This window comes from Mucilaginibacter sp. P4_E8 (genome assembly GCF_056401495.1).
In genome coordinates this window covers 1-25823 of sequence record NZ_JBFUJG010000007.1, presented here as the reverse complement: position 1 = coordinate 25823, position 25823 = coordinate 1, and the positions used below count along the sequence as shown (strand labels likewise).

26 protein-coding genes and 2 pseudogenes are annotated in these 25823 nt (G+C 43.2%); 21 read left to right on the top strand and 7 right to left on the bottom strand.

Annotated features, from left to right (window positions below; genetic code table 11):
- The first annotated feature begins 279 nt into the window (after window positions 1–279).
- From hisG to AC1DRQ_RS04800, 10 genes and pseudogenes are all read left to right on the top strand, one after another.
- Window positions 280–1131, top strand: coding sequence for an ATP phosphoribosyltransferase (hisG, locus tag AC1DRQ_RS04845; protein ID WP_477422541.1), 852 nt, complete (start codon window positions 280–282; stop codon window positions 1129–1131).
- Between the two features lie 112 nt (window positions 1132–1243).
- Entirely contained in the window at window positions 1244–2539 is a 1296-nt protein-coding gene (gene hisD, locus AC1DRQ_RS04840; RefSeq protein ID WP_477422540.1) for a histidinol dehydrogenase, read from the top strand.
- A gap of 35 nt (window positions 2540–2574) precedes the next feature.
- On the top strand, window positions 2575–3726 hold the full coding sequence (gene hisC / locus AC1DRQ_RS04835) for a histidinol-phosphate transaminase (RefSeq protein WP_477422539.1): 1152 nt from the start codon (window positions 2575–2577) through the stop codon (window positions 3724–3726).
- The gene (hisB, locus tag AC1DRQ_RS04830; RefSeq protein WP_477422537.1) at window positions 3723–4865 is read left to right on the top strand and encodes a bifunctional histidinol-phosphatase/imidazoleglycerol-phosphate dehydratase HisB; all 1143 of its coding nucleotides are present in this window, start codon (window positions 3723–3725) and stop codon (window positions 4863–4865) included. Before hisC ends, hisB begins: the two co-directional genes overlap by 4 nt.
- A 43-nt stretch (window positions 4866–4908) precedes the next feature.
- Window positions 4909–5562 (top strand): imidazole glycerol phosphate synthase subunit HisH, encoded by a 654-nt coding sequence (hisH, locus tag AC1DRQ_RS04825; protein ID WP_477422536.1) that lies wholly within the window; start codon window positions 4909–4911, stop codon window positions 5560–5562.
- 5 nt (window positions 5563–5567) lie between these two features.
- Entirely contained in the window at window positions 5568–6317 is a 750-nt protein-coding gene (locus AC1DRQ_RS04820) for a 1-(5-phosphoribosyl)-5-[(5-phosphoribosylamino)methylideneamino]imidazole-4-carboxamide isomerase (protein WP_477422534.1), read from the top strand.
- Window positions 6318–6358: 41 nt separating this feature from the next.
- Window positions 6359–6703: pseudogene (locus AC1DRQ_RS04815) on the top strand (endonuclease domain-containing protein); the annotation flags it as partial.
- Between the two features lie 9 nt (window positions 6704–6712).
- A complete protein-coding gene (gene hisF / locus AC1DRQ_RS04810; protein WP_477422651.1) occupies window positions 6713–7498 on the top strand; it encodes an imidazole glycerol phosphate synthase subunit HisF in 786 nt (261 codons plus the stop codon).
- 190 nt (window positions 7499–7688) lie between these two features.
- Window positions 7689–8291 (top strand): annotated as a pseudogene (gene hisIE, locus AC1DRQ_RS04805) (bifunctional phosphoribosyl-AMP cyclohydrolase/phosphoribosyl-ATP diphosphatase HisIE); the annotation flags it as partial.
- A 75-nt stretch (window positions 8292–8366) separates the two neighbouring features.
- Complete coding sequence (locus AC1DRQ_RS04800) at window positions 8367–9275, top strand: WD40 repeat domain-containing protein (protein ID WP_477422533.1); 909 nt, start codon at window positions 8367–8369, stop codon at window positions 9273–9275.
- 190 nt (window positions 9276–9465) lie between these two features.
- On the opposite strand, the gene AC1DRQ_RS04795 is transcribed toward AC1DRQ_RS04800, so the two are convergent.
- Entirely contained in the window at window positions 9466–10227 is a 762-nt protein-coding gene (locus AC1DRQ_RS04795; protein WP_477422531.1) for a C40 family peptidase, read from the bottom strand.
- A 66-nt stretch (window positions 10228–10293) separates the two neighbouring features.
- Here AC1DRQ_RS04795 and AC1DRQ_RS04790 point away from each other — a divergent pair, with 66 nt between their 5' ends.
- A complete protein-coding gene (locus AC1DRQ_RS04790; protein WP_477422529.1) occupies window positions 10294–11250 on the top strand; it encodes a bifunctional helix-turn-helix transcriptional regulator/GNAT family N-acetyltransferase in 957 nt (318 codons plus the stop codon).
- A gap of 114 nt (window positions 11251–11364) precedes the next feature.
- On the opposite strand, the gene AC1DRQ_RS04785 is transcribed toward AC1DRQ_RS04790, so the two are convergent.
- Window positions 11365–11718 carry a 4Fe-4S dicluster domain-containing protein gene (locus AC1DRQ_RS04785; protein ID WP_429396954.1) on the bottom strand — a complete coding sequence of 118 codons (354 nt, stop codon included), beginning with the start codon at window positions 11716–11718 and terminating at the stop codon, window positions 11365–11367.
- Between the two features lie 101 nt (window positions 11719–11819).
- Here AC1DRQ_RS04785 and AC1DRQ_RS04780 point away from each other — a divergent pair, with 101 nt between their 5' ends.
- The 9 genes from AC1DRQ_RS04780 to AC1DRQ_RS04740 all read left to right on the top strand — a co-directional run bounded on the left by AC1DRQ_RS04780 (window position 11820) and on the right by AC1DRQ_RS04740 (window position 20565).
- Window positions 11820–12845 carry an acyl-CoA reductase gene (locus AC1DRQ_RS04780; protein ID WP_477422527.1) on the top strand — a complete coding sequence of 342 codons (1026 nt, stop codon included), beginning with the start codon at window positions 11820–11822 and terminating at the stop codon, window positions 12843–12845.
- Between the two features lie 111 nt (window positions 12846–12956).
- A complete protein-coding gene (locus AC1DRQ_RS04775; protein ID WP_429396951.1) occupies window positions 12957–13160 on the top strand; it encodes a fructose-6-phosphate aldolase in 204 nt (67 codons plus the stop codon).
- A 6-nt stretch (window positions 13161–13166) separates the two neighbouring features.
- Window positions 13167–13847: a cell division ATP-binding protein FtsE gene (locus tag AC1DRQ_RS04770; RefSeq protein WP_429396949.1), complete on the top strand. Its 681-nt coding sequence runs from the start codon at window positions 13167–13169 to the stop codon at window positions 13845–13847.
- 329 nt (window positions 13848–14176) lie between these two features.
- On the top strand, window positions 14177–14773 hold the full coding sequence (locus AC1DRQ_RS04765) for a nucleotide exchange factor GrpE (protein ID WP_477422525.1): 597 nt from the start codon (window positions 14177–14179) through the stop codon (window positions 14771–14773).
- Window positions 14774–14893: 120 nt separating this feature from the next.
- Window positions 14894–16063, top strand: coding sequence for a molecular chaperone DnaJ (dnaJ, locus tag AC1DRQ_RS04760; RefSeq protein ID WP_477422523.1), 1170 nt, complete (start codon window positions 14894–14896; stop codon window positions 16061–16063).
- Window positions 16064–16154: 91 nt separating this feature from the next.
- Window positions 16155–17324, top strand: coding sequence for an exo-alpha-sialidase (locus tag AC1DRQ_RS04755; protein ID WP_477422522.1), 1170 nt, complete (start codon window positions 16155–16157; stop codon window positions 17322–17324).
- Between the two features lie 77 nt (window positions 17325–17401).
- Window positions 17402–18310: an ABC transporter ATP-binding protein gene (locus AC1DRQ_RS04750; protein ID WP_429396939.1), complete on the top strand. Its 909-nt coding sequence runs from the start codon at window positions 17402–17404 to the stop codon at window positions 18308–18310.
- Between the two features lie 3 nt (window positions 18311–18313).
- Window positions 18314–19564, top strand: coding sequence for an ABC transporter permease (locus AC1DRQ_RS04745; protein WP_477422521.1), 1251 nt, complete (start codon window positions 18314–18316; stop codon window positions 19562–19564).
- A 74-nt stretch (window positions 19565–19638) separates the two neighbouring features.
- Window positions 19639–20565, top strand: a complete 927-nt coding sequence (locus AC1DRQ_RS04740; protein WP_477422519.1) for a Ppx/GppA phosphatase family protein — start codon at window positions 19639–19641, stop codon at window positions 20563–20565.
- Here the strand turns inward: AC1DRQ_RS04740 and AC1DRQ_RS04735 are convergent.
- From AC1DRQ_RS04735 to AC1DRQ_RS04720, 4 genes are read right to left on the bottom strand one after another with little or no spacing between them, the layout of a single operon-like run.
- A complete protein-coding gene (locus AC1DRQ_RS04735; RefSeq protein ID WP_477422518.1) occupies window positions 20562–20831 on the bottom strand; it encodes a hypothetical protein in 270 nt (89 codons plus the stop codon). The genes AC1DRQ_RS04740 and AC1DRQ_RS04735 overlap by 4 nt on opposite strands.
- A 4-nt stretch (window positions 20832–20835) precedes the next feature.
- Window positions 20836–21174, bottom strand: coding sequence for a hypothetical protein (locus AC1DRQ_RS04730; protein WP_477422517.1), 339 nt, complete (start codon window positions 21172–21174; stop codon window positions 20836–20838).
- On the bottom strand, window positions 21174–22571 hold the full coding sequence (locus AC1DRQ_RS04725; protein WP_477422515.1) for a radical SAM protein: 1398 nt from the start codon (window positions 22569–22571) through the stop codon (window positions 21174–21176). The genes AC1DRQ_RS04730 and AC1DRQ_RS04725 overlap by 1 nt, the downstream gene beginning before the upstream one ends.
- Entirely contained in the window at window positions 22564–23313 is a 750-nt protein-coding gene (locus AC1DRQ_RS04720; RefSeq protein ID WP_477422514.1) for a prolipoprotein diacylglyceryl transferase, read from the bottom strand. Before AC1DRQ_RS04720 ends, AC1DRQ_RS04725 begins: the two co-directional genes overlap by 8 nt.
- Before the next feature lie 111 nt (window positions 23314–23424).
- On the opposite strand from AC1DRQ_RS04720, the gene AC1DRQ_RS04715 reads away from it, so the two are divergent.
- Complete coding sequence (locus AC1DRQ_RS04715) at window positions 23425–25413, top strand: M1 family metallopeptidase (protein ID WP_477422513.1); 1989 nt, start codon at window positions 23425–23427, stop codon at window positions 25411–25413.
- A 215-nt stretch (window positions 25414–25628) separates the two neighbouring features.
- On the opposite strand, the gene AC1DRQ_RS04710 is transcribed toward AC1DRQ_RS04715, so the two are convergent.
- Window positions 25629–25823 (bottom strand): hypothetical protein (locus AC1DRQ_RS04710; protein WP_477422512.1); only part of this gene is annotated, 195 nt, incomplete at its 5' end.

Below are 25823 nucleotides of genomic sequence, written 5' to 3'. Positions count from 1 at the left end.
AATTAGATTCTAAAAACCAGTTCAATTCGGGTTCAAACATTGCAAAAATTTTAAAATTTTGAAAAATCTGACGTTGGAGCTTTGATTTAAAAAACATCTGTATATATTTGCGCCTGCTTATCTATAGTTTTACTATACAAAAAAAATGAACGGTACCGCACTACATCATCTTCATCTGCACCATCACCACCATGTGGTGATTAGATAATGTATGTTTCTACGCGAAATAACAAACTCCGTTTATACTCTTTTTTATTGTAGTTCCTTAAATTCAATCTTTTGAAAACACTTAAAATAGCGATCCAGAAATCGGGTCGGCTCAACGAAAAATCCGTTGAATTATTAAAAAATTGCGGCTTAAACTTCGAAAATTACAAGAGCTCGCTCATCTCTCCTGTATCAAACTTCCCTTTAGAGATCCTTTTTCTTCGCGATGATGATATCCCCGAATACGTTCAGGACGGCATTGCCGATCTGGGTATTGTTGGCGAAAACGTGATACAGGAAACCGAGGTAGAGGTAAGCTACCTGCAACGTTTAGGCTTTGGTAAATGCTCTTTAAAAATAGCTGTACCCAACAATAACGCTATTCAAAACCTTAATGATCTTAACGGAAAAGCCATTGCGACTACCTACCCGGTTATATTGGGTAAGTTTTTGAAGCAACAAAACATAGTGGCCGATATCCGTACCATTTCGGGTTCTGTAGAAATTTCGCCGGGTCTGGGTTTAAGCGATGCCATTTGCGATCTGGTTTCAACCGGTGGCACTTTAAAAAGCAATGGCCTAAAACCATTTGCCGATGTGATGTCGTCAGAAGCGGTACTGATTGGCAGCAAGAATTCTGAAAACAACCATCTGGTACAGGAACTGATACAACGCATCCAATCTGTTTTACGCGCCAAAGAGACTAAGTATGTGGTACTTAACGTTCATAAAGATAACCTCGACACAGTAATCGCTTTATTGCCCGGAGTAAAAAGTCCGTCGGTAGTAGGATTAGCCGAGGCCGACTGGGTTGCTGTACACACCGTTATCCCCGAACGTGATTTCTGGGACAGGATAAGCCAGCTAAAACAAGCCGGCGCACAAGGCATTGTGGTAATGCCAATTGAAAAGATAATATTATAGGGCAGCCAGCCCCAACCCTCCCCGGAAGGGAGGGCTTTAATTGATTAAGGGGCTTAACTAAACATAAAATCAAAAAGTCTCCCCTACTGGGGGAGATTTAGAGGGGGCTTATATGCGACTATACAACTATTCAGATTTAAGTACAGCCGATATTCAACAGCTGGTTCAACGTAATGTTGACCCGGCCAATGAGATCCGTACTATTGTTGAGGATGTGATAAACCACGTTCAGCAACATGGCGACCGTGCCTTGTATGATTATGCCAACAAGTTTGATAAGGTTCAGTTAAGCAACCTGTATCTGGACAAGGCCGATCTGGAAGAACTTGCTGAAACTGTCTCGGCCGAACAAAAGGCAGCGCTTGAAACGGCGTACAACAATATCTATAAATTTCACAAAGCCCAGTTAAAAGCCGAGGACAAGATAGAGACCATGCCCGGCGTTACCTGCTGGCGCGAGTTGCGACCAATTGAAAAGGTTGGTTTATACATTCCCGGCGGCACAGCCGTTTTACCAAGTACTTTTTTAATGCTGGGTATACCAGCCCGCATAGCAGGTTGTCATGAAATTGTGGTTTGTTCGCCCCCGCAAAAAAACGGTAAGGTTAACGCCTTTATAGCTTATGTAGCATTACTGCTGGGTATTGATAAAATATACCTTGTAGGCGGTTCGCAGGCTATAGCGGCTATGGCTTACGGAACCGAGAGCATTACTAAGGTTGATAAGATCTTTGGCCCCGGCAACCAGTTTGTAACCAAGGCTAAAACCATTATACAATCAACCACCACAACGGCTATTGATATGCCCGCCGGCCCGTCAGAAGTTTTGGTGATTGCAGATGAAACCGCTACTCCGGCTTATATAGCTGCCGATCTGCTGGCACAGGCCGAGCATGGCATTGATAGTCAGTCGGTTTTGGTTTGCACATCAGCAAAAATAGCAAATGAGGCAATAGCCGAGGTTGAAAGACAGTTACCAACCCTGCCCCGTGCCGAAATAGCCAGACTGGCTATGGATAACTCTTATATAGTGATTACATCGGGGCTTCATGAGGCAATGGATTTTAGCAACCACTACGCGCCAGAACACTTGATCTTAGCGACCGAAAACTGGCAGCAGATCACCGGGAGCATTATTAATGCAGGTTCGGTTTTCCTGGGTAATTTAACCCCCGAGGCCGCAGGTGATTATGCATCGGGCACTAATCATACCCTGCCAACCAGTAGCTATGCCAGGGCCTATTCGGGTGTATCGGTCGATTCGTTTGTTAAAAAGATCACCTTCCAGCATATCACCCGCGAAGGCATCCAAAATATTGGCCCATCGGTTGAAATTTTGGCCGAGATGGAAGGTTTGCACGCGCACAGGAATGCGGTATCAATAAGAATAAGCCCCCCAACCCCCTAAAGGGGGAGCAAGAATATCCTAAAAGATTAATTACAATGAGTAAAATTATAAATACAATACAAGGTCAAGATCAACCTGATGACAACTCCCCCTTTAGGGGGCAGGGGGGCTACTATAGCGGCCCTGACGGTAACTCCCCCTTTAGGGGGTTAGGGGGGCTATTACGTGAAAATATAAAACGACTTGTACCCTACTCGTCCGCGCGTGATGAGTACCAGGGTGAGGCCAGTGTTTTTTTGGATGCTAATGAAAATGCCTTTGGTTCGCCGCTGGCACAGCAGTTTAACCGTTACCCTGATCCTTTGCAGTATGAGGTAAAAAAACGTTTAACCGCGATTAAAGGAGTACCGCCGCGCAATATATTTATAGGCAATGGCAGCGATGAAGCTATCGATATCCTTTTCCGCAGCTTTTGTAACCCGGGTGTTGATAATGTGATCATTGTGCCACCAACTTATGGCATGTATCAGGTATCGGCCAATATCAATGATGTAGAGGCCCGCAAGGTTTTACTGACCGAAGATTACCAGCTTAACCTGGAAGGCATTGCCGAAGCGATTGACGAACATACCAAGCTTATTTTCATCTGCTCGCCCAATAACCCAACCGGCAACTCCATTAACCGCGAGGATGTAGAAACCCTGCTGGCTAACTTTAACGGATTGGTTATTGTTGATGAGGCTTATATCAATTTCAGTCGCCAAAAAACTTTTATACAGGAGCTTACCGAATATGCCAATCTGGTAGTGCTGCAGACACTTTCAAAAGCCTGGGGACTTGCCGGTTTACGCGTAGGCATGGCATTTGCCAGCGAGGAGATCGTTGAAGTGATGAATAAGGTAAAACCCCCTTATAACGTTAACGAAGCATCGCAGCAATTGGCATTGGAAGCACTCTCCAATATCGACCAGGTGAACAACTGGATCAAAGAAACTTTAGTTCAGCGTGACAGGTTGGTACTTGAATTGAAATTGTTTGATTTTGTGCTGGACATTTACCCGTCAGATGCTAACTTTATCCTTGTGAAAACCACCGATGCCAACAGGATCTATGATTTCCTGGTCGATAAAGGCATCATTATACGCAACCGTTCAAAAGTTGAACTATGCGAAGGCTGCCTCCGTATAACCGTAGGCACGCCCGATGAAAACACCCTATTACTTCAAACCCTACAGAATTTTAAATGAGCAACCTACAGAAAATATTGTTTGTTGACCGCGACGGCACTATGATCAAAGAGCCTGCTGATGAGCAGATAGATTCTTTTGAAAAATTAGAGTTTTATCCCGGCGCGCTAACCTACCTGCCTAAAATTGCCAAAGAGCTTGATTTTGAGCTGGTGATGGTTACTAATCAGGACGGTCTGGGTACGGCATCATACCCGGAAGATACTTTTTGGCCGGTGCATAACTTTATCCTGAAAACGTTTGAAGCTGAGGGTGTAAAGTTTAGCAATATTGTAATTGACCGTACCTTCCCTGCCGAAAACGCGCCTACCCGTAAACCGGGTACTGCGCTGTTGACCCAATATTTGGACGCTGAAAAGTATGATCTTAAAGGCTCATTTACCATTGGCGACCGCAAGAATGACGTATTATTAGGACGAAATTTAGGTGCAAAGGCCATCTGGCTTAATAACAATTCGGGATTAGGTGGTGCTGAATTTACAGAGGCTGATCATATTGGCGATACCATTGCTTTAGAAACAACCGATTGGCAAAAGATCTATGAGTTCCTGAAACTGGGTCAACGCATAATTGAACACCGCCGCAGTACTAAGGAAACTGATATCTACATCAAAATAAACCTGGATGGTACAGGCGAGGCCAAGGTTTCAACCGGGCTGCATTTTTTTGACCACATGCTTGACCAAATTGCCCGCCACGGCAGCATCGATCTGGAAATTATAGCCAACGGCGACCTGCATATTGACGAACACCATACTATTGAAGATACCGGCATTGCTTTAGGCGAGGTTTTTGCAGAAGCATTAGGTAATAAAAAAGGAATTGAACGCTACGGTTTTTGCCTGCCAATGGATGACTGTTTGGCACAGGCAGCTATTGATTTTGGCGGCAGGAACTGGATTGTATGGGATGCTGAATTTAACAGGGAAAAGATTGGCGAAATGCCTACCGAAATGTTTTATCATTTCTTTAAATCATTCTCTGACGCGGCTAAATGTAATTTGAATATAAAAGCCGAAGGACAAAACGAACATCATAAAATTGAGGCAATATTTAAAGTATTTGCCAAGGCAATAAAAATGGCCGTAAAGCGTGATGTAGATAAGATGGTTTTACCAAGTACTAAAGGGGTATTGTAGGAGCCCCCCAGCCCCCTGAAGGGGGTGTTTTTTGATTAGCATAATGGACAGAAATCAGGAAAATACAGATAGCACTTCAACAGCTCCCCCTTCAGGGGGCGGGGGGGCTGTTGGCATAATAAGATACGGGGCAGGTAATATTTTTTCGCTCACAGCGGCTTTGGAGCGGCTGGGCATCCCTTATGGTATGATCAATAGCGAGGAGGATTTTGAAAAATTCGACCGTTATATTATTCCGGGTGTGGGCCATGCAGGCGCTGCTATGCGTAAATTGGAACAAACCGGATTGGTACCTACCATCAAGGCGCTTAACAAACCTACACTGGGAATTTGTGTAGGGATGCAATTACTTACGTCCTATTCTGAAGAGGGTGATACCAACTTACTAAATATCTTTCCAATTAAAACTTCAAGGTTTAAGGATAGTAATTTATATAAAGTACCACATACCGGATGGAACCAGGTATTTCCTGAAAAAGAAAACCCATTATTTCAAAATATTCCGGCCGGATCACACTTTTACTTTGTACATTCATACTTTATTGAGTACGATAAAGCATATACTTTATCCTCGGCCACATACAATAATGAATTTTCGGCATCAATTTGGCATGATAACTTCTACGGCGTACAATTTCACCCTGAAAAATCAGGTGTGTATGGCGAAACACTGTTAACAAACTTTTCAAAATTATAAAAGACATGTATATTATCCCCGCTATTGACATATTGAACAAAAAGGTAGTGCGTTTACGTGAAGGCGATTACGGTCAGGTAACAGAATACGATGTTACACTTGAAGAAATGATTGAACGATACCAAAGCAATGGTACCAACTTTATACATATCATAGATCTGAACGGCGCTAAAAACGATTTCAGCAACCAGCAATACCTGTTTGATGTGATCCGCAAAACCGACATGAAAGTGCAGTACGGCGGCGGCATCCGCAGTATTGAGAAAGTTAAAGAACTGATTGATGCCGGCATTCACCGCGTTATTGTAGGTACACAGGCACTTACTAACCCTAACTTCTTATCTGAACTGGGTTCGGCTATTTGTGGTCGCGATAAATGCTCAGACCAGGTAGTTATTGCCATTGATGTGCTCGACGAGGTGATCAAATACTCCGGCTGGATGGAAAGCTCGCCTATTAAGCTTAAGGACTACATTGATAAATGTCTTGCATTAGGCTTTTTCCGTTTTTTATGCACCGATATTAATAAGGATGGTAAACTGGGCGGTGCCGGTATAGAACTGTACGAAAAACTACTCGATCATTCGCCTTTCATCAAACTCATTGCATCAGGTGGTGTAAGTTCTATGAAAGATATTGAGCAGCTCAGCCGCTTAAAAGTAGAATCATGCGTAGTTGGCAAAGCCATTTACGAGGGCCACATAACTATTGAAGACGTAAAAAACTGGAATCTGGAATCCCTTATTTCAATATAAGCAGCCCCCCGCCCCCTAAGGGGGCGTTTTTGATTAGCATTATGAAAAAACAGATGTTCGGTGGTGCCAGTCATCTTATATTTAAAAATGCACATGCGTTAAGATATAATATGACTCAAGCAGAAACTGTGCTTTGGGGATATTTAAAAGGGAACCAACTTGGTGCTAAGTTCAGAAGGCAGCATCCCATAGGAATTTACATAGCTGATTTCTATTGTCATCAACATAAATTGATAATTGAATTAGATGGCAGCATTCATAACTTACCCAATATAATTCAAAGTGATATTGAACGTCAAGTCAACTTAGAGCTTGATGGCCTCAAATTATTAAGATTTACAAATGATCAAGTATTCAACAACTTAAATAAAGTATTGGAAGATATAAACACGCAAATCAAAAGCTCCCCCTTTAGGGGGCGGGGGGGGCTCGCCAAGCGCATTATCCCTTGTCTTGACGTTAAAGACGGCCGTACCGTAAAAGGTGTGAACTTTGTTGATCTTCGCGATGCCGGCGACCCGGTTGAACTGGCCTGGAACTACTCGCGCCAGGGAGCCGATGAACTGGTTTTCCTGGATATTACCGCTACGGTTGAACGTCGTAAAACCATGGTTGAGCTGGTGAAATCAGTAGCACGGCAGATCAATATACCATTTACCATAGGTGGTGGCATTAACGAAATTGCCGATGCCGATGCACTTTTAAATGCCGGTGCCGATAAAATTTCTATCAACTCGGCAGCTGTACGTAACCCTGCCCTGATAGATGAACTGGCCAAAGCATTTGGGGTTCAGTTTGTAGTAATAGCGGTTGATACCCGCAGCATTGGCGACAAAAATATCGTCCATTTAAATGGCGGGCGTTTACCAACTGAGCGCGAAACGTTGGAGTGGATACTGGAAGCTGAAAGCCGTGGCGCAGGCGAGATCCTGCTGACCTCGATGGATCACGATGGCACTAAAAATGGATTTGACAACGGTTTGCTAAAAATAGTTAACGATGCCGTACATATCCCTGTAATTGCCTCGGGCGGTGCAGGCGCCGTACAGCATTTTGTTGATGTATTTGAAAAAACAAATGTTGATGCAGCGCTGGCAGCATCGGTATTTCATTACGGTGAAATATTGATACCCGATTTGAAAGCTGTATTAAAAAGTAATAATATTGAGGTAAGGATTTAATGAGGTTCGAGTGGCGTGTTATGGGTTTCCTGAGACGATTGCTCCAAAACCTCGCAAATGTCATCCCGAATTTATTTCGGGATCCCACATGCAAAGTTTACAACATCAAATGTAATACCTTGCTGATGGGGTGCTGAAACAAGTTCAGCATGACCCACTTTTTTAACAAACACACGAACCACAAACCTGGCAACAGGCAACAGATATGAATATAGATTTCAACAAAACAGACGGACTGGTACCGGTAATTATTCAGGATGAGCAAACTTTAGAGGTGCTGATGCTGGGTTATATGAACCAGGAGGCCTATGATAAAACCGTACAGGAAAATATCGTTACCTTTTTTTCCCGTTCAAAAAAACGTTTGTGGACCAAAGGCGAAACCAGCAACAACTTTCTGCATGTAAAAAACATCAGCATTGATTGCGATAATGATACTATCCTGATCAAGGTTAAAGCCGACGGACCAACCTGCCACACCGGCTCACGCAGCTGTTTTAAAACCGAATATAACCAGAACTTTATACTGGAGCTGGAAAACATTATTGCCGACAGGTACGAAAACCCGGTAGAAGGCTCTTATGTAAACAAGCTCCGTAATAAAGGACTTAACAAAATAGCGCAAAAGGTAGGCGAAGAAGGTGTAGAAACCGTTATAGCAGCCCTGGCTGAAACAGAAACCGACCTGATCAATGAGTCGTCTGACCTGGTTTTTCACCTGCTGGTACTACTACGGGAAAAAGGCCTCGACCTGAAAACCATAGCTAAAAATTTAGAAGGAAGACACAAATAAGTCTTAAGTCCATAGTCGATAGTCCATACCAATTGGATTTAAGGCTATGGTCTATGCATAAACTATCGACCGATTATGATCACCGTTGAAAAAATAGCTGAACTAACCGGGCACGGCAATCCCATTTTCACACTGGAGCTTTCGCAAAAGCCGGGTATATTATTTACCGGTGGCAATGATAAGGGCTTGGTTGAATGGAGCCTGAAGGATTTTACTTTTATAAAAGTGATGTTCCCGGTTAATGCTTCTATCTATGCTATTCATGGTCCTGCCGGTTACCCTTTATTGTTTACCGGTTTGCGCAGCGGCGAGGTTTTGGTGTTTGATTTTATTCAGCAAAAGGTCATTAAATCGCTCAGGCATCATCTTAAACCAATTTTCGATATCAAATCTATCAGCAAAAAAAAAGAATTGCTCATAGCGTCTGAAGATGGAACAGTATCGGTATGGAACCTGGAAACGCTGGAGATGGTGCATAGCATCAAAGTATCAACCGATACTGTACGTTGCATAGCCATTTCGCCCGACGAAAAACAAGTGGCTTTTGGCTGCCGGGATAACGCTATACAAATTTACGATCTGGAAGATTATGCGTTGCTGAAGGCTCTTCATGGTCATACCATGTCGGTTTTTGCATTGGCCTACAGTCCCGATGGTACTTATCTTGCATCCGGTGGGCGCGACGCACAAATAAAAATTTGGGATAGTGTAACCTATCAGCCCATAAAAAATATTCCCGCGCATTTATTCGCGGTTAACCATATTTTGTTTCACCCTTCCCTGCCCTACTTTGCTACGGCAAGCATGGATAAAGGCATCAAGATATGGGGAGCGGATGACTTTAAATTATACAAGATCATCAGCCGCGAAAAAGGGCATCCCAGTCATCCCCTGTCTGTAAACAAGCTGGCCTGGAACGGCGATCAACTGATATCAGTAAGCGATGATAAAAAGGTTATCATCTGGGATATTAAGTTTGATTGATAAAGAAAATAATTTCCTCATTAAATTCCCTCCCCACGGAAGGGGTGYGTTGAATTGTGTGATGGCAGGGAGGGGTTTCTACGCCTAATATAAGCTGGTAATGTTCACCAAACCCCTTCCTCCCCTTCCCCGAGGAAGGAATAGCACTATCCCCGCTTTTCTCTATTTTTAGCCCAAATTATATTATCTATTATATAAACCGCCTTATACTATGCAATGTATGCGTATGGCGTTTTTGTTCTTCAGAGTAGATCCCATCCTTATCAATCGTATCAATTTTTACTTTACCCGATGCATGAATAATATGTTCATCATTTAGCAGGATACCCACATGCGTTACGCGGCCTTCCGCATTATTGAAAAACGCAAGGTCGCCCAAACGGGCCTGGCTTAAGCTTTCCACCAAAACACCTTCCTGAACCTGCTGACTTGCATCGCGCTTTAGCTGAATGTTGTTCAGCTTAAATACAACCTGTGTAAACCCAGAGCAGTCAATACCAAAATGCGTGCGGCCACCCCATAAATATGGCGCATTCAAAAACGACTTTGCCGTTGTGGCTATATCCTCACGCTCGCCTATTTCACCTATGATCTCAAAACGTTCGGTGCCTATGTGGCATGTTGTGCCTTCTAAAAAAGCAAGCGAGCTGCCTGCCGGCAAATAAACAACGCTATTGTCAGCAATTTTCCAGGCCTGCGTTACCGCCCGGTAAGTTAAAGGCGACTTTGTACGTTTAAGACTTTTATAGGCTATATGGCCCAGCATAACAAATTGCAGCCGGCCTATCCATCCTGTATAGTTATCATTTTCGGTGATGATCTTTATCCATCGCTCACCCCATTCTATGATTTCAAATGCCTCGCCAAATAACACTTGCGACACCTGTTCGCTCCGGTCATTTGGCTCTGCACGCAGCGGGATTACCGCAAGGTTACAAATACCGTATTCCATTTATAATAGTTGTATACAAAATAAATAAAAATAAATTATACATTTGTAAGTACTTACGTAAATACTATGTCAATAATTGATGAACTGGAAGAATTAGCCATTGGAGCAAGGCTAAAACGCTTGTATGAATATTTTGCCAAAGATGTTGTTTTGATCTATAAAGATGAGCAGCTTAACTTTGAGCCAAAGTACTTTACCCTTTATTATTTGATTAGCAAACAGGGCGAGGCCGGGGTAACCGAAATTGCCGAAGAACTGGGCCTTACCCATCCCGGCGTTATCCATCTGGCTAAGGAACTGGAGGAACTGGGTTTTATTGAATCGGTAAAATCGGCAACGGATAGCCGCAGGCGAATGCTCCGGTTATCAAAAAAAGGCCGGGAATCATTACCAAAATTTGAGCGGGTTTGGGTTAAAATAGTAGCGCTTAATAGAGCGCTTTTCAGCAGCCAGCAAAACAACCTGTTAAACGCTATTATCGAAACCGAAGCACAGTTAAATGAAAAGCCCTATTATCAGCGGTTCCAGGAAATGTTTAATCCGCAAGGTCATAGCGCGGTTAAGGTGATCGCCTATGAGCCGCAATATGCGCGCTATTTTAAAAACCTGAACATTGAGTGGATCAATACTTACTTTACGGTAGAAGAGCATGACCTGGAGCAGCTCAATCACCCTGAGGAGCATATCCTGGCCGATGGCGGCGAAATACTTTTCGCACAGATCAATGATGACATTGCCGGCACCTGCGCCCTCATCAAAACCGGCCCAACGGAGTATGAACTGGCCAAAATGGGTGTTAGTCCCAAATACCAGGGTCGCAAAATTGGCAATTTACTTATGGATGCGGCCATAGCCAAAACAAAAGAACTGGGTGGCACAAGGCTTTGGCTTGGATCAAACAGAAGGCTCACCCCTGCATTATCGTTATACAGAAAATATGGATTTAAAGAATTTAAGGTAGCGGCAACACCCTACGCCCGCGCCGATATACACATGGAGCTTGAGCTGGGAGAAAAGATTTGAGATGTTAGATATTAGATCTTAGACATCTATTTAAAATCACATTAGCCAAATTATCAGGTACAAAAAAGGGAATAGCAAGCTATTCCCTTTTTTTATATCATTAAAAAACGGATATTATTCGTTCATGTGCAGCCAATCTTTTTTGGCTAACAGTTCTTCTTTGCTTTCGCGTATATCTTCGTCATCCACACAACAGTCTACAGGGCATACTGCTGCACACTGCGGCTCATCATGAAACCCAACACACTCTGTACATTTATCAGGCACAATGTAATATATATCGTCAGACAGGGCAGCTTGTGTTTCTTCGGCATTTAATGTATTACCATCGCCAAAATCAATAACACCTTTAAGTCCCGTACCATCGCTAAAACGCCATGCCGCGCCTGCATCATAAATGGCATTATTAGGGCATTCAGGTTCGCAAGCTCCGCAGTTTATGCATTCATCGGTGATTTTAATCGCCATATTTCTAAATATCTAATATTCTCAATTAACTTTGCCTGCAATTAACAAGCGTACAAATATAACAAAAAAAGGTTTTAAGGGTTTAAATCCTTACCATATATATGTCAAAAATTAATACAATAAGCGCAATAAATTCATTTTCAGGTTTAGGAAAGCAGTTACAGGAGCCAGATTCACAACTTATGGCTATTATTAATGATGAACAATATCACAATGCCTGGTTCACTCCCGAAAGTGTTTTAAGAGCTGTAACCGCCATTGGTAAAATGCTTAACGAGGCCGATCTGCAAACCTGGCTATCAAAATACAACCTCGATAATAGTAAACCCGGTAAAAAAGTGGGACTTATTCTGGCGGGCAATATCCCACTGGTGGGTTTTCATGATGTATTGTGTGTACTGGCTACGGGCAACCACGCGCTTATTAAAGCATCATCGCAGGATGCGCGCCTGATCAAACAAGTACTGCAACGCTTAGTTGACATTGACGGTAGCTTTGCCGATCAGTTCAGTTTTGTGGAAAGATTAGTGGATTTTGATGCCATTATAGCCACCGGCAGCAATAACAGCTCGCGTTATTTTGATTATTATTTTGGCAAAGTGCCTAACATCATCCGCAAAAACCGTAATAGTATAGCCCTGCTCACCGGCACCGAAACGGCCGAAGAACTCTTTAATTTAGGCCATGATATTTTTGATTATTATGGCCTGGGCTGTCGTAATGTGTCAAAATTGATGGTTCCTGAAGGATACATCTTCAATTTCTTTTTTGAGTCGATAGAGGATCATAAGGCCATTATCCATCATCATAAATACAACAACAATTATGACTATAACAAATCCATATACCTGGTAAACAGCGATAAACACCTCGACAATGGATTTTTGATGGTAAAGGAAGATGAAAGGATGGCATCGCCCCTGTCGGTAGTATATTTTAGCTATTACACTGATTTGCCGGCTGCACAACAATTACTTACGGAGCAAAGCGAAAACATACAGTGTATTGTTACCACCGCACCCATCAATGTGCCTAACCAGGTGGTAGGTTTTGGCCAAAGCCAGCAACCCGCTTTATGGGATTATGCCGATGGTATTGATACAATGCATTTCTTGGCAAATCTTTAAAATAACAATACCTTTGGAGGTAAGTGGTCATTGAGTCACTCGGTCATTAAGTCATTGAATTGTTCAATACACCAATGACCTAATGATGCAATGACTTAATGACTCAAAACAATGTATATTATAAAAGTTAAAGGCGTTGCCAAAATACCTGATTATGTACAGCTGCGGGATGATAAATTTACGCTGTTGGCCTATTTCAGGGTTGACAGGCCCGAAAAATCATTGGACAAGGCAGGATTGGCCGATAAGGCCGAATACATTATGAATATTATAAAGGATTTGCCTTTTGGGCAGATCTTAAAATTAGAGCTATAAAAAAAGATGATCGGAAACTCTATTATTAAGCTAAACAATGTTGATATTTTTCAGCAGGCACACCTGGTATTATCAAACGTTAACCTGCATGTTGATAAAGGGGATTTTGTATGGTTGATAGGCCAAACAGGATCGGGCAAAAGTAGCCTGCTTAAAGTGATCTATGGCGATCTTGGTATCAGGAACGGTACGGGCCACGCCTGCGGCTATGAATTAAGCAAACTTCCGGGCCGCGATGTTCCGTACCTCCGCCGTAAGTTAGGCATTGTTTTTCAGGATTTTCAATTACTTACCGACCGCTCTATTGAACAAAACCTGCTTTTTGTAATGCGCGCCACCGGCTGGAAAGACAAAAAACTGATAGCCGACCGTACACTTGATGTGCTTGAAAAAGTGGGCCTGCGCTCCAAATTAAAGAAAATGCCGCATGAACTGTCTGGTGGCGAACAGCAAAGGGTGGTAATTGCCCGTGCCCTGCTTAACGACCCCGAGATTATACTGGCCGATGAGCCAACCGGTAACCTTGATCCTGAAACATCCGAAGAAATTGTGCTGCTGCTTAAACAGATCAGCCAGTCGGGCACCTCAGTATTGGTTGCTACACATGATTATCATATCATACGCGCTTTCCCATCACGCATTATCAAATGCGAAAATGGTAAGGTTTTGGAAGACGCGGAGATTTAACTGCTGATTATTTTTGATTTCAGTGATTGCGTTGATTTTTGTCTGAACCAGGATTGTCTGAACCAGGATTAAACAGATTTATAGGATTATTAGGATTTTTTCTTAGCAATCTTAAAATTAATTTAATCCAGAAAATCCCTTAATCCCATAAATCCCAGTTCAGACTAACTCAGCTTAAGATAATACCCGTTCAGACAACAATCAGCAATTCAGACAGTCACCTGCCACTCCTGCGTAAAAGGTGTCACACCTGTCTGATATAAATACACGGTACTGACAGCTTGTCGGCTTTAGGGCAATGGCAGGATACTTGATTGGCACTATCAGCTATGAAATTTAACGATATGTTGAAGAAAAAGAAGAAAGAAAATACGGATACTCCAGAAAATATTAATGTGGCAAATCATGAAAATATAGCCGGTGACGGCCAGGAACAAGTTCAGCCTACTGAAACTGCTGAACAGGAACCAATAACATCTCCGGAAGATCTTCTGAAAGAAGAATTGGCCCAGGCAAATGATAAATATCTGCGCCTATATGCCGAGTTTGATAACTTCAGAAGACGCACCATAAAAGAGCGTGCTGAAGCCCGCGAAACTGAAGGTAAAGAGCTGATCGTTGCCTTATTGCCGGTTTTAGACGATTTTGAGCGAGCGCAGCGTTCTATGGAAAATGCGGTTGATGTTGCTCCCGTTAAAGAGGGTGTTACCTTAATTCAAAATAAATTAAAAAACATACTCGCGCAAAAAGGCTTAAAAGAAATGGAATCGATAGGCGCGCCATTTGACGCCGACCTGCATGAAGCCATCACTAATATACCCGCCCCTACCGACGACTTAAAAGGCAAGGTAATTGATGAAATGGAAAAAGGCTATTCCCTGAAAGACAGGGTAATACGTTTTGCCAAAGTAATAGTAGGAGCATAAATGATTTCGGATTTGGGATGTTCGATTTGGGATTTACTTAAAATGAACATCTTCTCCTGATATCAAAATAAAAAATAARAAAAATTCGAAATCGAAATTCCGAAATCCGAAATAAAAATTATGGCTAAAAGAGATTATTACGATATCCTGGGTGTTGCTAAAGGTGCAGATGCCGATGAGATAAAAAAGGCATATCGTAAAATGGCTATTAAATATCACCCTGATAAAAATGAGGGTGACAAAGAAGCTGAAGAAAAATTTAAGGAAGCAGCCGAGGCTTATGAAGTTTTAAGCAGTCCTGAAAAACGCCAGCGATATGACCAGTTTGGTCACGCGGCCAATGCTTCATCGCCAAATGGTGGTGGCTATGGCGGTGGTGGCATGAATATGGACGACATATTCAGTCAGTTTGGCGATATTTTTGGCGGTGGCAGTCCGTTTGAAGGCTTTTTTGGCGGCGGTGGCCGTCAGGGTGGCGGTGCAGGCGGCAGGCGCGTAGCCCGTGGCAGTAACCTGCGCATCAAAGTGCGTTTAACTTTAGAGGAAATTGCTAACGGTGCCGAAAAGAAAATAAAAGTTAATAAACAGATCGTCTGCAGAACCTGCGATGGTTCTGGCGCTAAAGATAAATCATCGTTCCAAACCTGTAAAACCTGTGGCGGTTCGGGCGCGGTGCGCAGGGTAACCAATACTATATTGGGTCAGATGCAAACTACCAGCACCTGCCCTACCTGTAACGGCGAAGGCAGCACCATACTGTCAAAATGTACAGTATGTCATGGTGATGGCGTAGTACGCGGCGAAGAACTGATCACCATAAACGTACCTGCCGGCGTAAGCGAAGGTATGCAGTTAAGCATGAGCGGTAAAGGTAATGCTGCCCCACGTGGCGGTGTACCGGGCGATCTCATCATATTGATTGAAGAGGTACCTCATGAAACACTGAAACGCGACGGTAATAACGTGATATTTGACCTGCATGTAAACTTTGTTGATGCAGCCATTGGTACCACTGTTGAAGTACCTACCATTGACGGTAAAGCCAAGATCAAGATAGATCCTGGAACACAGGGCGGCAAAATACTGCGCCTTAAAGGTAAAGGTGTACCTGAAGTGAATTCCTATCACCGCGGCGACCAATTGGTGCACATCAACATCTGGACACCCAAAGCATTAAGTCGCGAAGAACGTGAGATATTGGAAAAATTGCAATCATCCCCTAACTTTAAACCAAATCCAGGCAAAAACGAAAAAAGCTTTTTCGAAAGGATGAAGGAATATTTTGAATAAAGCTTAAAGCGGAAGGCAAAAAGCTGAAAGCATTTTAAAAAGCTCAAAATCTTTATGATTTTGGGCTTTTTTGTTTGATTGATTTGCCATAATGCTTATTATTGATAACATGCATCCCCACATCAAATCAATACTAAGTATAGCTCTATTATTCTTCATTTACGGCCACCTTTCCGCCCAAACTCCCTCTATCCATAACAACTACCTAACCGAAGCGGGTGTGCCTCATCTAAAAATTGAGCGGAATATGATCTACTCGCCGGATAAGGAATGGCTGTATAATCATCATCCTTCTATCATTCATTTTAAGAATAAATTTATAGTCATATGGAGCAACGGCTTAATTGATGAGGATTCGCCGGGCCAGCGGGTGGTGTATGCTACCTCGACCGATTTTGTGCATTGGTCGAAACCCCAGGTACTGGCATCCCCGGTAAAAGTTAATGATACCCTAACCGTACTTACGGCGGCTGGTTTATATCAATACAGAGGTACACTGGTAGCCTATTACGGCGAATACACCAAGCATCGTCAAAACACCCACCTGTGGGCAAAAACCAGCACCGATGGCCTGCACTGGAGCAATGCTATAGATATGCACGTACCACTGATCCCCAATCACGGACCCGAAGCTATTAAAAGCGGCAGGCTCATCATCAGTGGTAATTTCCTGTTTCCTTATACCGATGATCCGCACGGCATCTCGGGCTGGAAGCTGAGCAGCTTTTACCCAGATTCATTATACACCCAGGATAATTCCGCTGCCTTTTATGCCCCGGCTGCCAAATTGGGTCTGCCACCATTATGCGAAGGATCATTTTTTCAGACGGATGATAAAGTGTTACACATGCTGCTGCGTGTAACCGGTAAGGGATGGAAAGGCCATCTTTGGCTTACTGAAAGCAAGAACAATGGCGTAACGTGGTCGCGCCCGGTAGAGGCTGCATTTTCAGACAATGATAGTAAATTTCATTTTGGCCGGTTACCTGACAAACGATTTTATTATGCAGGCATCCCTGATACCCTGCATCATTATGACCGTAATCCACTGGTTTTATCGCTCTCCAAAAATGGTGAGGCTTTTGATAAAAACTATATTATTGCCGATGAGCTGTATCACCTTAAAAAAGAAGGACTATGGAAAGGCGGCCAATACGGATACCCGCATACCATGATTTATAATGGCTATCTTTATGTGATCATTTCAAGACAAAAAGAAGCTATTGAAACCCTGAGGTTCAGCTTAAAACAGCTTCTTTAATACCCGGCGGTTGATGTAACATTTCGCCATGACCTGTATCTAAAGCATAAATCAATTAACTATTGTAACCTTTATACATGCTAAGCATACGCCATATTGTTAAACAATACGCCGGTCACCGGGCGTTAAATGATGTAAGTTTAGAGGTGGAAAGCGGTCAGATATTTGGACTTTTAGGACCAAACGGCGCCGGTAAAACCTCACTTATACGTATCGTAAACCAGATAACCGCACCCGATTCGGGCGAGATCTATTTTGACGGACAAAAGCTCAACCAATCACATATTGAACGTATTGGCTATTTACCCGAGGAACGCGGCTTGTACAAAAAAATGGAGATCGGCGAGCAAATGATATACCTGGCCCGACTGAAAGGCCTGAGCCGCGATGAAGCCAATAAACGCCTGAAATACTGGTTCGAAAAATTGGGTATTGAAGGCTGGTGGAAAAAAAAGATAGAGGAACTTTCAAAAGGGATGCAGCAAAAGGCTCAGTTTGTGGCCACCGTACTGCATGAGCCCGACCTGATCATCCTCGATGAGCCTTTCAGCGGTTTCGACCCGGTAAATGCCGAGGTGATCAAAGATGAAATATTGGAGCTTAACCGTAAAGGCGCTACCATCCTGTTCTCAACCCACCGCATGGAATCGGTAGAGGAGCTTTGTGATTCCATTGCCCTTATTCATAAATCAGAGAAAATACTCGATGGCAAGGTGAAACACATCCGCAACTCCTACCGTAACGATACCTACCTGATTGAGTATACCGGGCAGCAGTTAAACTTTAACGGCTCACAGCCTTTTGACATCATTGGTGAAACCATTTCTGATGATGACAGGCATACCATCCGTATCAGGCTCAATGGCAACCACAACTCCAATGATGTGCTGCAATACCTCATACCCCAAACCCGTATCAATATGCTACAGGAAGTGATACCCAGCATGAACGAAATATTTATTGAAAAAGTAAACCTGATCCCTTAAGCCATGAACAAAGTATTACTCATTATACAGCGCGAATACCTTACCCGTGTCAGGAAGAGATCATTCATAGTGATGATTTTTGTGGTACCATTGCTGATATTTGCTATGGGCGCTATTATTGCACTGGTAGCTAAAGACAGCGATAAGTTAAGCAGCGAGCAGGTTGTTAATGTGGTTGATGAAAGCAACGTTTTTGCCAGCAAGTTTCACGATGTAAAAAACATTAAGTTTAAGCCGGTCACAGCATCCCTGGAACAATTAGAAGTGGCCGCCAAAACCAACGAAAGCCTGCTGATATTATCTATTCCGGCTGATTATGATAAAAAGAACGTCGTTAAAGTATTTTCAAAAAAGAAACCGTCCCTACTCATTACCGACGAAATTGGGAGGCAAATGAATGATATTGCTGTTAATAATAGTATGCTTCAGCACCATATTGATCCCGTCATTGTTAAGTCTATCAAGAGTAATATAGCTGTAAATGCGGTTGAACTTACCGATACCGGCGCCAAAGATGCCAATGTAGGTCCCAATATGGCCGTAGGCATTGCTTGTGCCATATTGATTTACATATCCCTGTTTATTTATGGGGCACAGGTAATGCGAGGTGTTATTGAAGAAAAAACAAGCCGTATTATTGAAGTGATCATATCATCAGTTAAGCCCTTTCAACTCATGCTGGGTAAAATAATTGGCGTTGGTCTGGTAGGATTAACGCAATTTGGCGCCTGGATAATTTTATCTGTAATATCAACCAAAATAGCCGGTGAGGCATTTAATTCACCACAAGGATCAATGATGGGTGCTCTTGCAGTACTGCAAACCATACCGTTTGGATATATCCTGGGTTGTTTCCTGTTCTATTTTCTTAGTGGCTACCTGCTGTACAGCGCCTTATTTGCAGCGGTAGGCTCGGCTGTTGACAGCGAGACAGAAACACAGCAGTTTATGTTCCCAATTACGTTACCGTTGTTTTTCACTTACATACTGTCAGTGTCCGTTTTATTCCGGGCGCCCGATAGCGCTTTGGCTGTGTGGCTTTCCATTATACCATTTACATCGCCTGTGGCCATGATGGTCAGGATACCTTTTGGTGTGCCTGGCTGGCAACTGGCATTATCCATGTTTATGATGGTAGCAGGCTTTTTATTCACAACCTGGGTTGCAGCCCGCATTTATAGGGTTGGTGTTTTAATGTACGGTAAAAAAGCAAGTTTTAAAGAACTCGGTAAATGGTTCTTTTATAAAGAGTAATAAGCAACCTTCAAAATAAATATATAAATCCCCGGAATATTTAAACAATTTCGGGGATTATTTATTTTAGATGCATGACTAAACGCGTTGCCATAATGGACCTTGGTACCAATACCTTCCATTTATTAATTGCCGAGGGCACTGTGAATAACTATCACGAAATTGTACACTACCACGAAGCCGTAAAACTGGGCGAAGGCGGCATTAACAAAGGGTATATTTTACCCGAGGCTTTTGAGCGCGGAATAAAAACTATGCAACAGTTTCAGGACCAGATCAAAGCAAACGAGGTACAGGAGATACGGGCTATAGCTACATCGGCCCTGCGCAGCGCATCAAACGGCAACGATTTTATTAATGAGGTAAGAGCTAAAACAGGTATAGGCATCGAGATCATCAACGGCGAGCAGGAGGCTGGCCTTATTTATAAGGGCGTAAAGATCAGCGGTTGTTTATCTGACCAAAACTCGCTCATCATGGATATTGGCGGCGGCAGCGTGGAGTTTATTTTAGGCAATACCGATCACATCATCTGGAAACAAAGTTTTGAAATTGGCGCTGCCCGTTTAATGGACCTTTTTCACCGTACTGATCCTATTCCCCCGGCATCAATAGAAGCGCTAAACCTGTATTTGGAGGATAATTTGCCCGATTTGTTTGCCGCTGTTACAGGTCATCAGGTTGATACCCTAATAGGCTCATCAGGCGCATTTGAAACCTTTGCCGAAGTTATCGAAACAGAAAAAGGCCACGCATTCGATCTGAAAACCACCAAAAACTATAGCTTTGATGAAGAAGAACTGCTAACCCAAACCAATAAATTCGTCCAATCAACCCACCTGCAAAGGGCCGCCAATAAAGCCATTATACCTGTCAGGGTTGATATGATCGTGGTGGCCTCGCTCATTACCCGGTTCATTATGCATAAGCTGGAGATTCATAAAGTATTGATGTGTACAAACTCATTAAAAGAAGGCGTTTTGGCGGGGATGTTGGATTAATGAGTAAAAACAACCCAACATGATGAAAAGCCAATGAGTAAAACAACAAGTGCACTTAATAACAATTCTTTACGATAAACAAAAATTGCCATTATCAAACAAAATGCAACTTGAAATGCAATAAAAATTGCCTCTACTAATATAATCAGCTCTTCATTATTGAATACCCGCAAGTAAATTGTATAGGCTATCAGCACCAAAAGATTAATACCCACAATAATCATTTTAGTATTGGGGTTGGAATTGTTTTTCTGTGGTTCTCCCATATTATTAATGCATATTCCCCAGGCTCCCGAACGATACACAAGTTGAAAACCCTATAATCAAAACAAGTAATGCACTCAGGAGCCACATCCAGCTGCGTTTTGCTAAGGCCATAATGATACACACAACTACATGGATCAATATTAAAAACGCGTCAAATATAAAGCCTCCGCCACCGGCATCAATTGAACATAGTACGGCATAAATTGCCAGTATAAGCATATTTATACCCACAATTTTCATCCCGGCAAAACTTTTATTTTGCTCCTTTATGGGAATGTTCTTTATACCCCCGGAATTATTTTCGTCGGCGGGCGAAGGGTTTTCGTCTTTGTTATCTTCCATTATACAGGTATTTCGCTTCGTAATTGTTCCAGGTATTCCCGTTTATCGTCACGGTAAAAAATGTTCATGGTTTCAAACGGGATGATCTGCATATCCTTGTTCACAATATGTACACATGATTTTTTAATGGCGCGCACGTCAAAATTCTGCGCGTCAATAAACTGCATAATGATCACCCTGAACAGGTTATCATAGCTCAGGCTGGGCGCGTCAATCTCTGGCAGGCAGCATAAAAGCGAATGTAAATGCTCCTTCGCCTTATCAACCGAATTACCGGTGCTAAACATATTAAGCAGGTGCCCTTTCAATCTTTCGTCCTGTTCATACACAATGGTGTTGCGGGAATTATCCAGCAGGTCGTCCGGGTTTATCATGCGGGTTAAGGGGATCACTTCGCCGCCCTGTTTAAGGGCGTAACCCATTACCAGCGCGTCGGGGTTACATGGCACCGGGATCAGGTCGTTCTTATTAAAAACGTTAGTTTGTTCCAATATGGCGGTTCGTACTTCTGTCAGGGTATAACGGTCGGTTTTTTCATTAAAGTTCTCCAGGCGGCCGGCCTGCTGCGTTGGCTGAAAAGTTACCCCACGTACACAGGGTTGTTTCAACGCGTATTCAATTATCTTCCCTATTTCATCCGTATTTAAACCCTTTTGCAGAGTAACTACCAGCGTGGTCGATAAATTATATTTATTTAAATGCTCAATAGCCTTGATCCTTACCTCGCGCAGATCCTCGCCCCGCAGTTGTTCAAGCGCCTCTTTCTTAAAAGAATCAAACTGCAGGTATATTTCAAAATCGGGCATATAGGTGGCCAGGCGTTTTACAAATTGCTCATCCTTGGCAATCCTGATGCCGTTAGTATTCACCATGAGGTGTTTAATGGGCTTGGTTTTGGCAATATCCAGGATCTCAAAAAACTGCGGGTGCACGGTAGGCTCTCCCCCGCTTATCTGTACCACATCGGGCTGGCCTTCATTTTCCACAATTACATCCAGCATCTGCTCAATTTCCTGCAGGGTGCGGTGGCGGCCATAAGTAGGCGACGACATGGCATAACAGGTTGGGCAGCTTAAATTACACCGATCGGTAACCTCAACCACGGTAAGGCAGGAGTGCTGTTCATGATCCTGGCACAAGCCGCAATCATACGGGCAGCCATAATGTGTTTTAGAGTTAAATTTAAGCGGCATTTCGCTGCGCTTGGCATAGTTGCGGCAATTTTTATAGTATTCTATATCGGTGGCTATCAGCACCTTTTCAAAACCATGCTGGCGGCAATTTTTAAGCATGTAAACCTTATCATCCTCAAAAACTATTTTAGCATCAACCCTGCGCAAACAGGTGGAGCAAATGCTCAGTGTAAAATCATAATATATATACGGGCGTTCAGGCATGGGGTTTGGTTAGTTTTGATGGATATAGAAATACTTTATAATAATACAAAATACCCGCGATACAAACCAATTGAATTACCGACAGGCCAAAGCCGAAAAAGTAATCGGGCTTAATAAATTCCACAAAAAGCCTAAACAGCAGGTAACTCACCATAAACAGTTTAAACCTTGCGCCATCGGCAAAAGGGTTTTGTTTTTCAAAAGCTTTCAGCCCTATCCAAAGCAACAGCCAAAATAATATCTCGTACAAGTTGGTGGGATGCCTGCGAATGCCATCGCCAAAATTAATGGCCCAGGGAAGGTTGGAAGCAATGCCGTACGTTCCATCCTCCAGGCCGGCAAGGAAACATCCGGTACGTCCTATCACCATAGCCAGTATCAAAGGGTAAACCATCAGATCGCCGGATGATACAGTTACGCCTATTTGTTTCTTGGTAAGCTCTACCCCAATTAAACCACCCAGCATACCGCCAACTATGGTTTTATTACCCATAAAATAAATAATACCGAACTGCGACAGCAAAGTAGGGTTTTCCAGCACACCAACTACATGCGAGCCAACAAACGCCCCAAATGCCGCACCGATGAAAATAATAAGCCGGTTATGGTCGGTTATTTTATCTGCACTTTGTTTACGCAGCCAGGCATAATACCTGTAGCCCAAAAAGTAAGCCAGTGTTTCGCACACAAAATGTACCGGAATGGATGATTTGCCTATAGGAATATTTACAGGGAAGTGCAAGGTTATATAGCGTATTAGTTATACAGGCAATGTACCAATCCTCTGTATCTTTTTTAAAGTAAAATAAAATTTACCACCATCCTTTGTATATTGTGAGCTTAAATACGCTCCATGAAATTAAAATTTACTGGCTTTGGCTTACTTGCATTATTAGCGATCACCGCGCACGCGCAAAAAAGAAAGGTCAATCCTGATGATACTACTTCAAACTATAACCCGGCCGCTGCGTTTTCGCCCCAGTTTTATACCGAAAAAGGCAATGATTTTCATGCGGCTAATGGCAATCCCGGCCCAAAATACTGGCAAAACCGCGCCAACTACCAGCTAAATGTTAAGCTGGATACCGTTAGCAAAACCATCAGCGGTACCGAAACCATTGATTATATCAACAATAGTCCTGATGAGCTGCAATACCTGTGGCTGCAGATGGATCAGAATACTTATAAAAAAGATGCCCGCTCCAACTTTGTAACGGGTATTGCGCCAAAACCAGATCAGCATACCGACGGTTATCAGATCGAGTCGGTTGCGGTAGATGAAGGTGGTGTGGTTAAGCCTGTAAAATTCGTGATAACCGATACGCGTATGCAGGTTCGTTTGCCAAAGGCGGTTTCGGCCAAAGGTCAAGTTCGTTTAAAGATCAAATATCATTATACCATTCCCGGCGCTTTTGGCGGCCGTACGGATTATGTAGATACCAAAAACGGCAAGATCTATGAAATTGCACAGTGGTTTCCGCGTATGTGTGTTTATGACGACAGTCGCGGCTGGGATACCCTGCCATTTTTGGGCAGCGGCGAGTTTTATTTAGATTATGGCGATATTGACTACAGCGTAAATGTACCCTGGGACATGATTGTGGCCGGCTCAGGCGAGTTAGTGAACCCGCAGGACGTATTGACAGCCAAACAAATAACCCGCCTTAACGCCGCCCGCAACAGCGATAAAACGATCATGATCCGCGACCTGGCCGAGGTAAATGATCCGGCAAGTCGCCCGGTACAAAAAGGCACCCTTACCTGGCACTTTAAAATGTTCAACACGCGTGATGTGGCCTTTGGCGCATCAAAAGCTTATATATGGGATGCCGCGAGGGTAAACCTACCCGATGGTAAAAAATCGCTGGCCATGTCTGTTTATCCGGCCGAAAGTTATGGTAATGATGCCTGGGGCAGGGCTACGGAGTATTTGAAAAAATCCATAGAATATTTTTCGGAGAAATGGTTTGTTTACCCCTATCCTGTTGCTGTTAACGAGGCTGGCATAGCCGGCGGTATGGAATATCCCGGTATTGTGTTTGATGGTATTACCGACAAAGGCAGCGAGCTTTACTGGGTAACCGCCCATGAAATTGGTCACAACTGGTTCCCGATGATCGTTGGATCTGACGAGCGCCGCTTTGCCTGGATGGACGAAGGCTTTAACACTTTTATTGATGTGTATGCCTCTGATGCTTTTAACAAAGGCGAGTATGCCCCTAAACGCGACGGAGAATACGCTCCCGGTGGCGGTAACCCTGCCGATGAGATCATCCCATCGATAACCGATCCGGGTTCACCAACTATTATGACCGCGCCTGATGCCATTGCCGAAAAATACCGTCACCCCCTCACCTATTTTAAACCTGCATTTGGAATGGTTTTGCTGCGCGAGCAAATTTTAGGTAAAGACAAGTTCGACTACGCTTTCCGTAATTATATCAATAAATGGGCATACAAACATCCGCAGCCCGATGATTTTTTCAGATCGATGGAGAATGGTGCAGGCGAAGATTTGAGCTGGTTTTGGAAAGGCTGGTTCTACAATAACTGGACGCTTGACCTTGCCCTGATAGACGCTAAACAGGTAGATAATAAAGGCGCTAAAGGCGTAAGTATTACTGTGGTAAATAAAGAACAGCTACCCATGCCTTTTACTGTAGAGGTAAAATACAAAGATGGCAGCAAAAACCGCACTTACCTGCCGGTTGAAACCTGGCTGCAGCACAAACAGATCACCCTCATACTGCCCGGCAACAAGGAAGCCGAAAGTGTGACCGTTGACCCGGATAATGCCCTACCTGATTTGAACAGGGGAAATAATACGTTGAAGGTGAAGTAATTTGTCTGAACCGGGATTCATTGGATTTAGGGATTACACAGATTACTGAGTTTAGCTATGTCAACTTCAGATATGTCATCTCGAACGAGGTACGAGGAGAGATCTTATAAGCGGGATAAATACCAACTGTATAAGATTTCTCCCTCCGGTCGATGACAAAGTTGATAGAAATCAATCCAGCCATCACCCCAAACGTTTAAAATATCCGCAGAAACTCAATCATTCAAAAAATAATCCCTCACGGCCTGCGCCACTTCTGCGGGGGCGGTTTTATCCGGGCCAAAGTGGTCAAGCTTAGGAAATTCCTTAACCTGTGATGATGGTAATACTTTGATCAAAGCTTCGATAGCTTTGCTTACGTATCTGAGTCCACTTTTGCCGCCGTACATCAGCAGTACACCTGCCTGCAC

Excerpts from the sequence above, each read along its gene's own strand:
- hisD (WP_477422540.1), top strand. The coding sequence starts at position 1,244 with ATGCGACTATACAACTATTCAGATTTAAGTACAGCCGATATTCAACAG.
- hisC (WP_477422539.1), top strand. The coding sequence starts at position 2,575 with ATGAGTAAAATTATAAATACAATACAAGGTCAAGATCAACCTGATGAC.
- hisB (WP_477422537.1), top strand. The coding sequence starts at position 3,723 with ATGAGCAACCTACAGAAAATATTGTTTGTTGACCGCGACGGCACTATG.
- hisH (WP_477422536.1), top strand. The coding sequence starts at position 4,909 with ATGGACAGAAATCAGGAAAATACAGATAGCACTTCAACAGCTCCCCCT.
- AC1DRQ_RS04820 (WP_477422534.1), top strand. The coding sequence starts at position 5,568 with ATGTATATTATCCCCGCTATTGACATATTGAACAAAAAGGTAGTGCGT.
- AC1DRQ_RS04800 (WP_477422533.1), top strand. The coding sequence starts at position 8,367 with ATGATCACCGTTGAAAAAATAGCTGAACTAACCGGGCACGGCAATCCC.
- AC1DRQ_RS04795 (WP_477422531.1), bottom strand. The coding sequence starts at position 10,227 with ATGGAATACGGTATTTGTAACCTTGCGGTAATCCCGCTGCGTGCAGAG.
- AC1DRQ_RS04790 (WP_477422529.1), top strand. The coding sequence starts at position 10,294 with ATGTCAATAATTGATGAACTGGAAGAATTAGCCATTGGAGCAAGGCTA.
- AC1DRQ_RS04785 (WP_429396954.1), bottom strand. The coding sequence starts at position 11,718 with ATGGCGATTAAAATCACCGATGAATGCATAAACTGCGGAGCTTGCGAA.
- AC1DRQ_RS04780 (WP_477422527.1), top strand. The coding sequence starts at position 11,820 with ATGTCAAAAATTAATACAATAAGCGCAATAAATTCATTTTCAGGTTTA.
- AC1DRQ_RS04775 (WP_429396951.1), top strand. The coding sequence starts at position 12,957 with ATGTATATTATAAAAGTTAAAGGCGTTGCCAAAATACCTGATTATGTA.
- AC1DRQ_RS04770 (WP_429396949.1), top strand. The coding sequence starts at position 13,167 with ATGATCGGAAACTCTATTATTAAGCTAAACAATGTTGATATTTTTCAG.
- AC1DRQ_RS04765 (WP_477422525.1), top strand. The coding sequence starts at position 14,177 with ATGAAATTTAACGATATGTTGAAGAAAAAGAAGAAAGAAAATACGGAT.
- dnaJ (WP_477422523.1), top strand. The coding sequence starts at position 14,894 with ATGGCTAAAAGAGATTATTACGATATCCTGGGTGTTGCTAAAGGTGCA.
- AC1DRQ_RS04755 (WP_477422522.1), top strand. The coding sequence starts at position 16,155 with ATGCTTATTATTGATAACATGCATCCCCACATCAAATCAATACTAAGT.
- AC1DRQ_RS04750 (WP_429396939.1), top strand. The coding sequence starts at position 17,402 with ATGCTAAGCATACGCCATATTGTTAAACAATACGCCGGTCACCGGGCG.
- AC1DRQ_RS04745 (WP_477422521.1), top strand. The coding sequence starts at position 18,314 with ATGAACAAAGTATTACTCATTATACAGCGCGAATACCTTACCCGTGTC.
- AC1DRQ_RS04740 (WP_477422519.1), top strand. The coding sequence starts at position 19,639 with ATGACTAAACGCGTTGCCATAATGGACCTTGGTACCAATACCTTCCAT.
- AC1DRQ_RS04735 (WP_477422518.1), bottom strand. The coding sequence starts at position 20,831 with ATGGGAGAACCACAGAAAAACAATTCCAACCCCAATACTAAAATGATT.
- AC1DRQ_RS04730 (WP_477422517.1), bottom strand. The coding sequence starts at position 21,174 with ATGGAAGATAACAAAGACGAAAACCCTTCGCCCGCCGACGAAAATAAT.
- AC1DRQ_RS04725 (WP_477422515.1), bottom strand. The coding sequence starts at position 22,571 with ATGCCTGAACGCCCGTATATATATTATGATTTTACACTGAGCATTTGC.
- AC1DRQ_RS04715 (WP_477422513.1), top strand. The coding sequence starts at position 23,425 with ATGAAATTAAAATTTACTGGCTTTGGCTTACTTGCATTATTAGCGATC.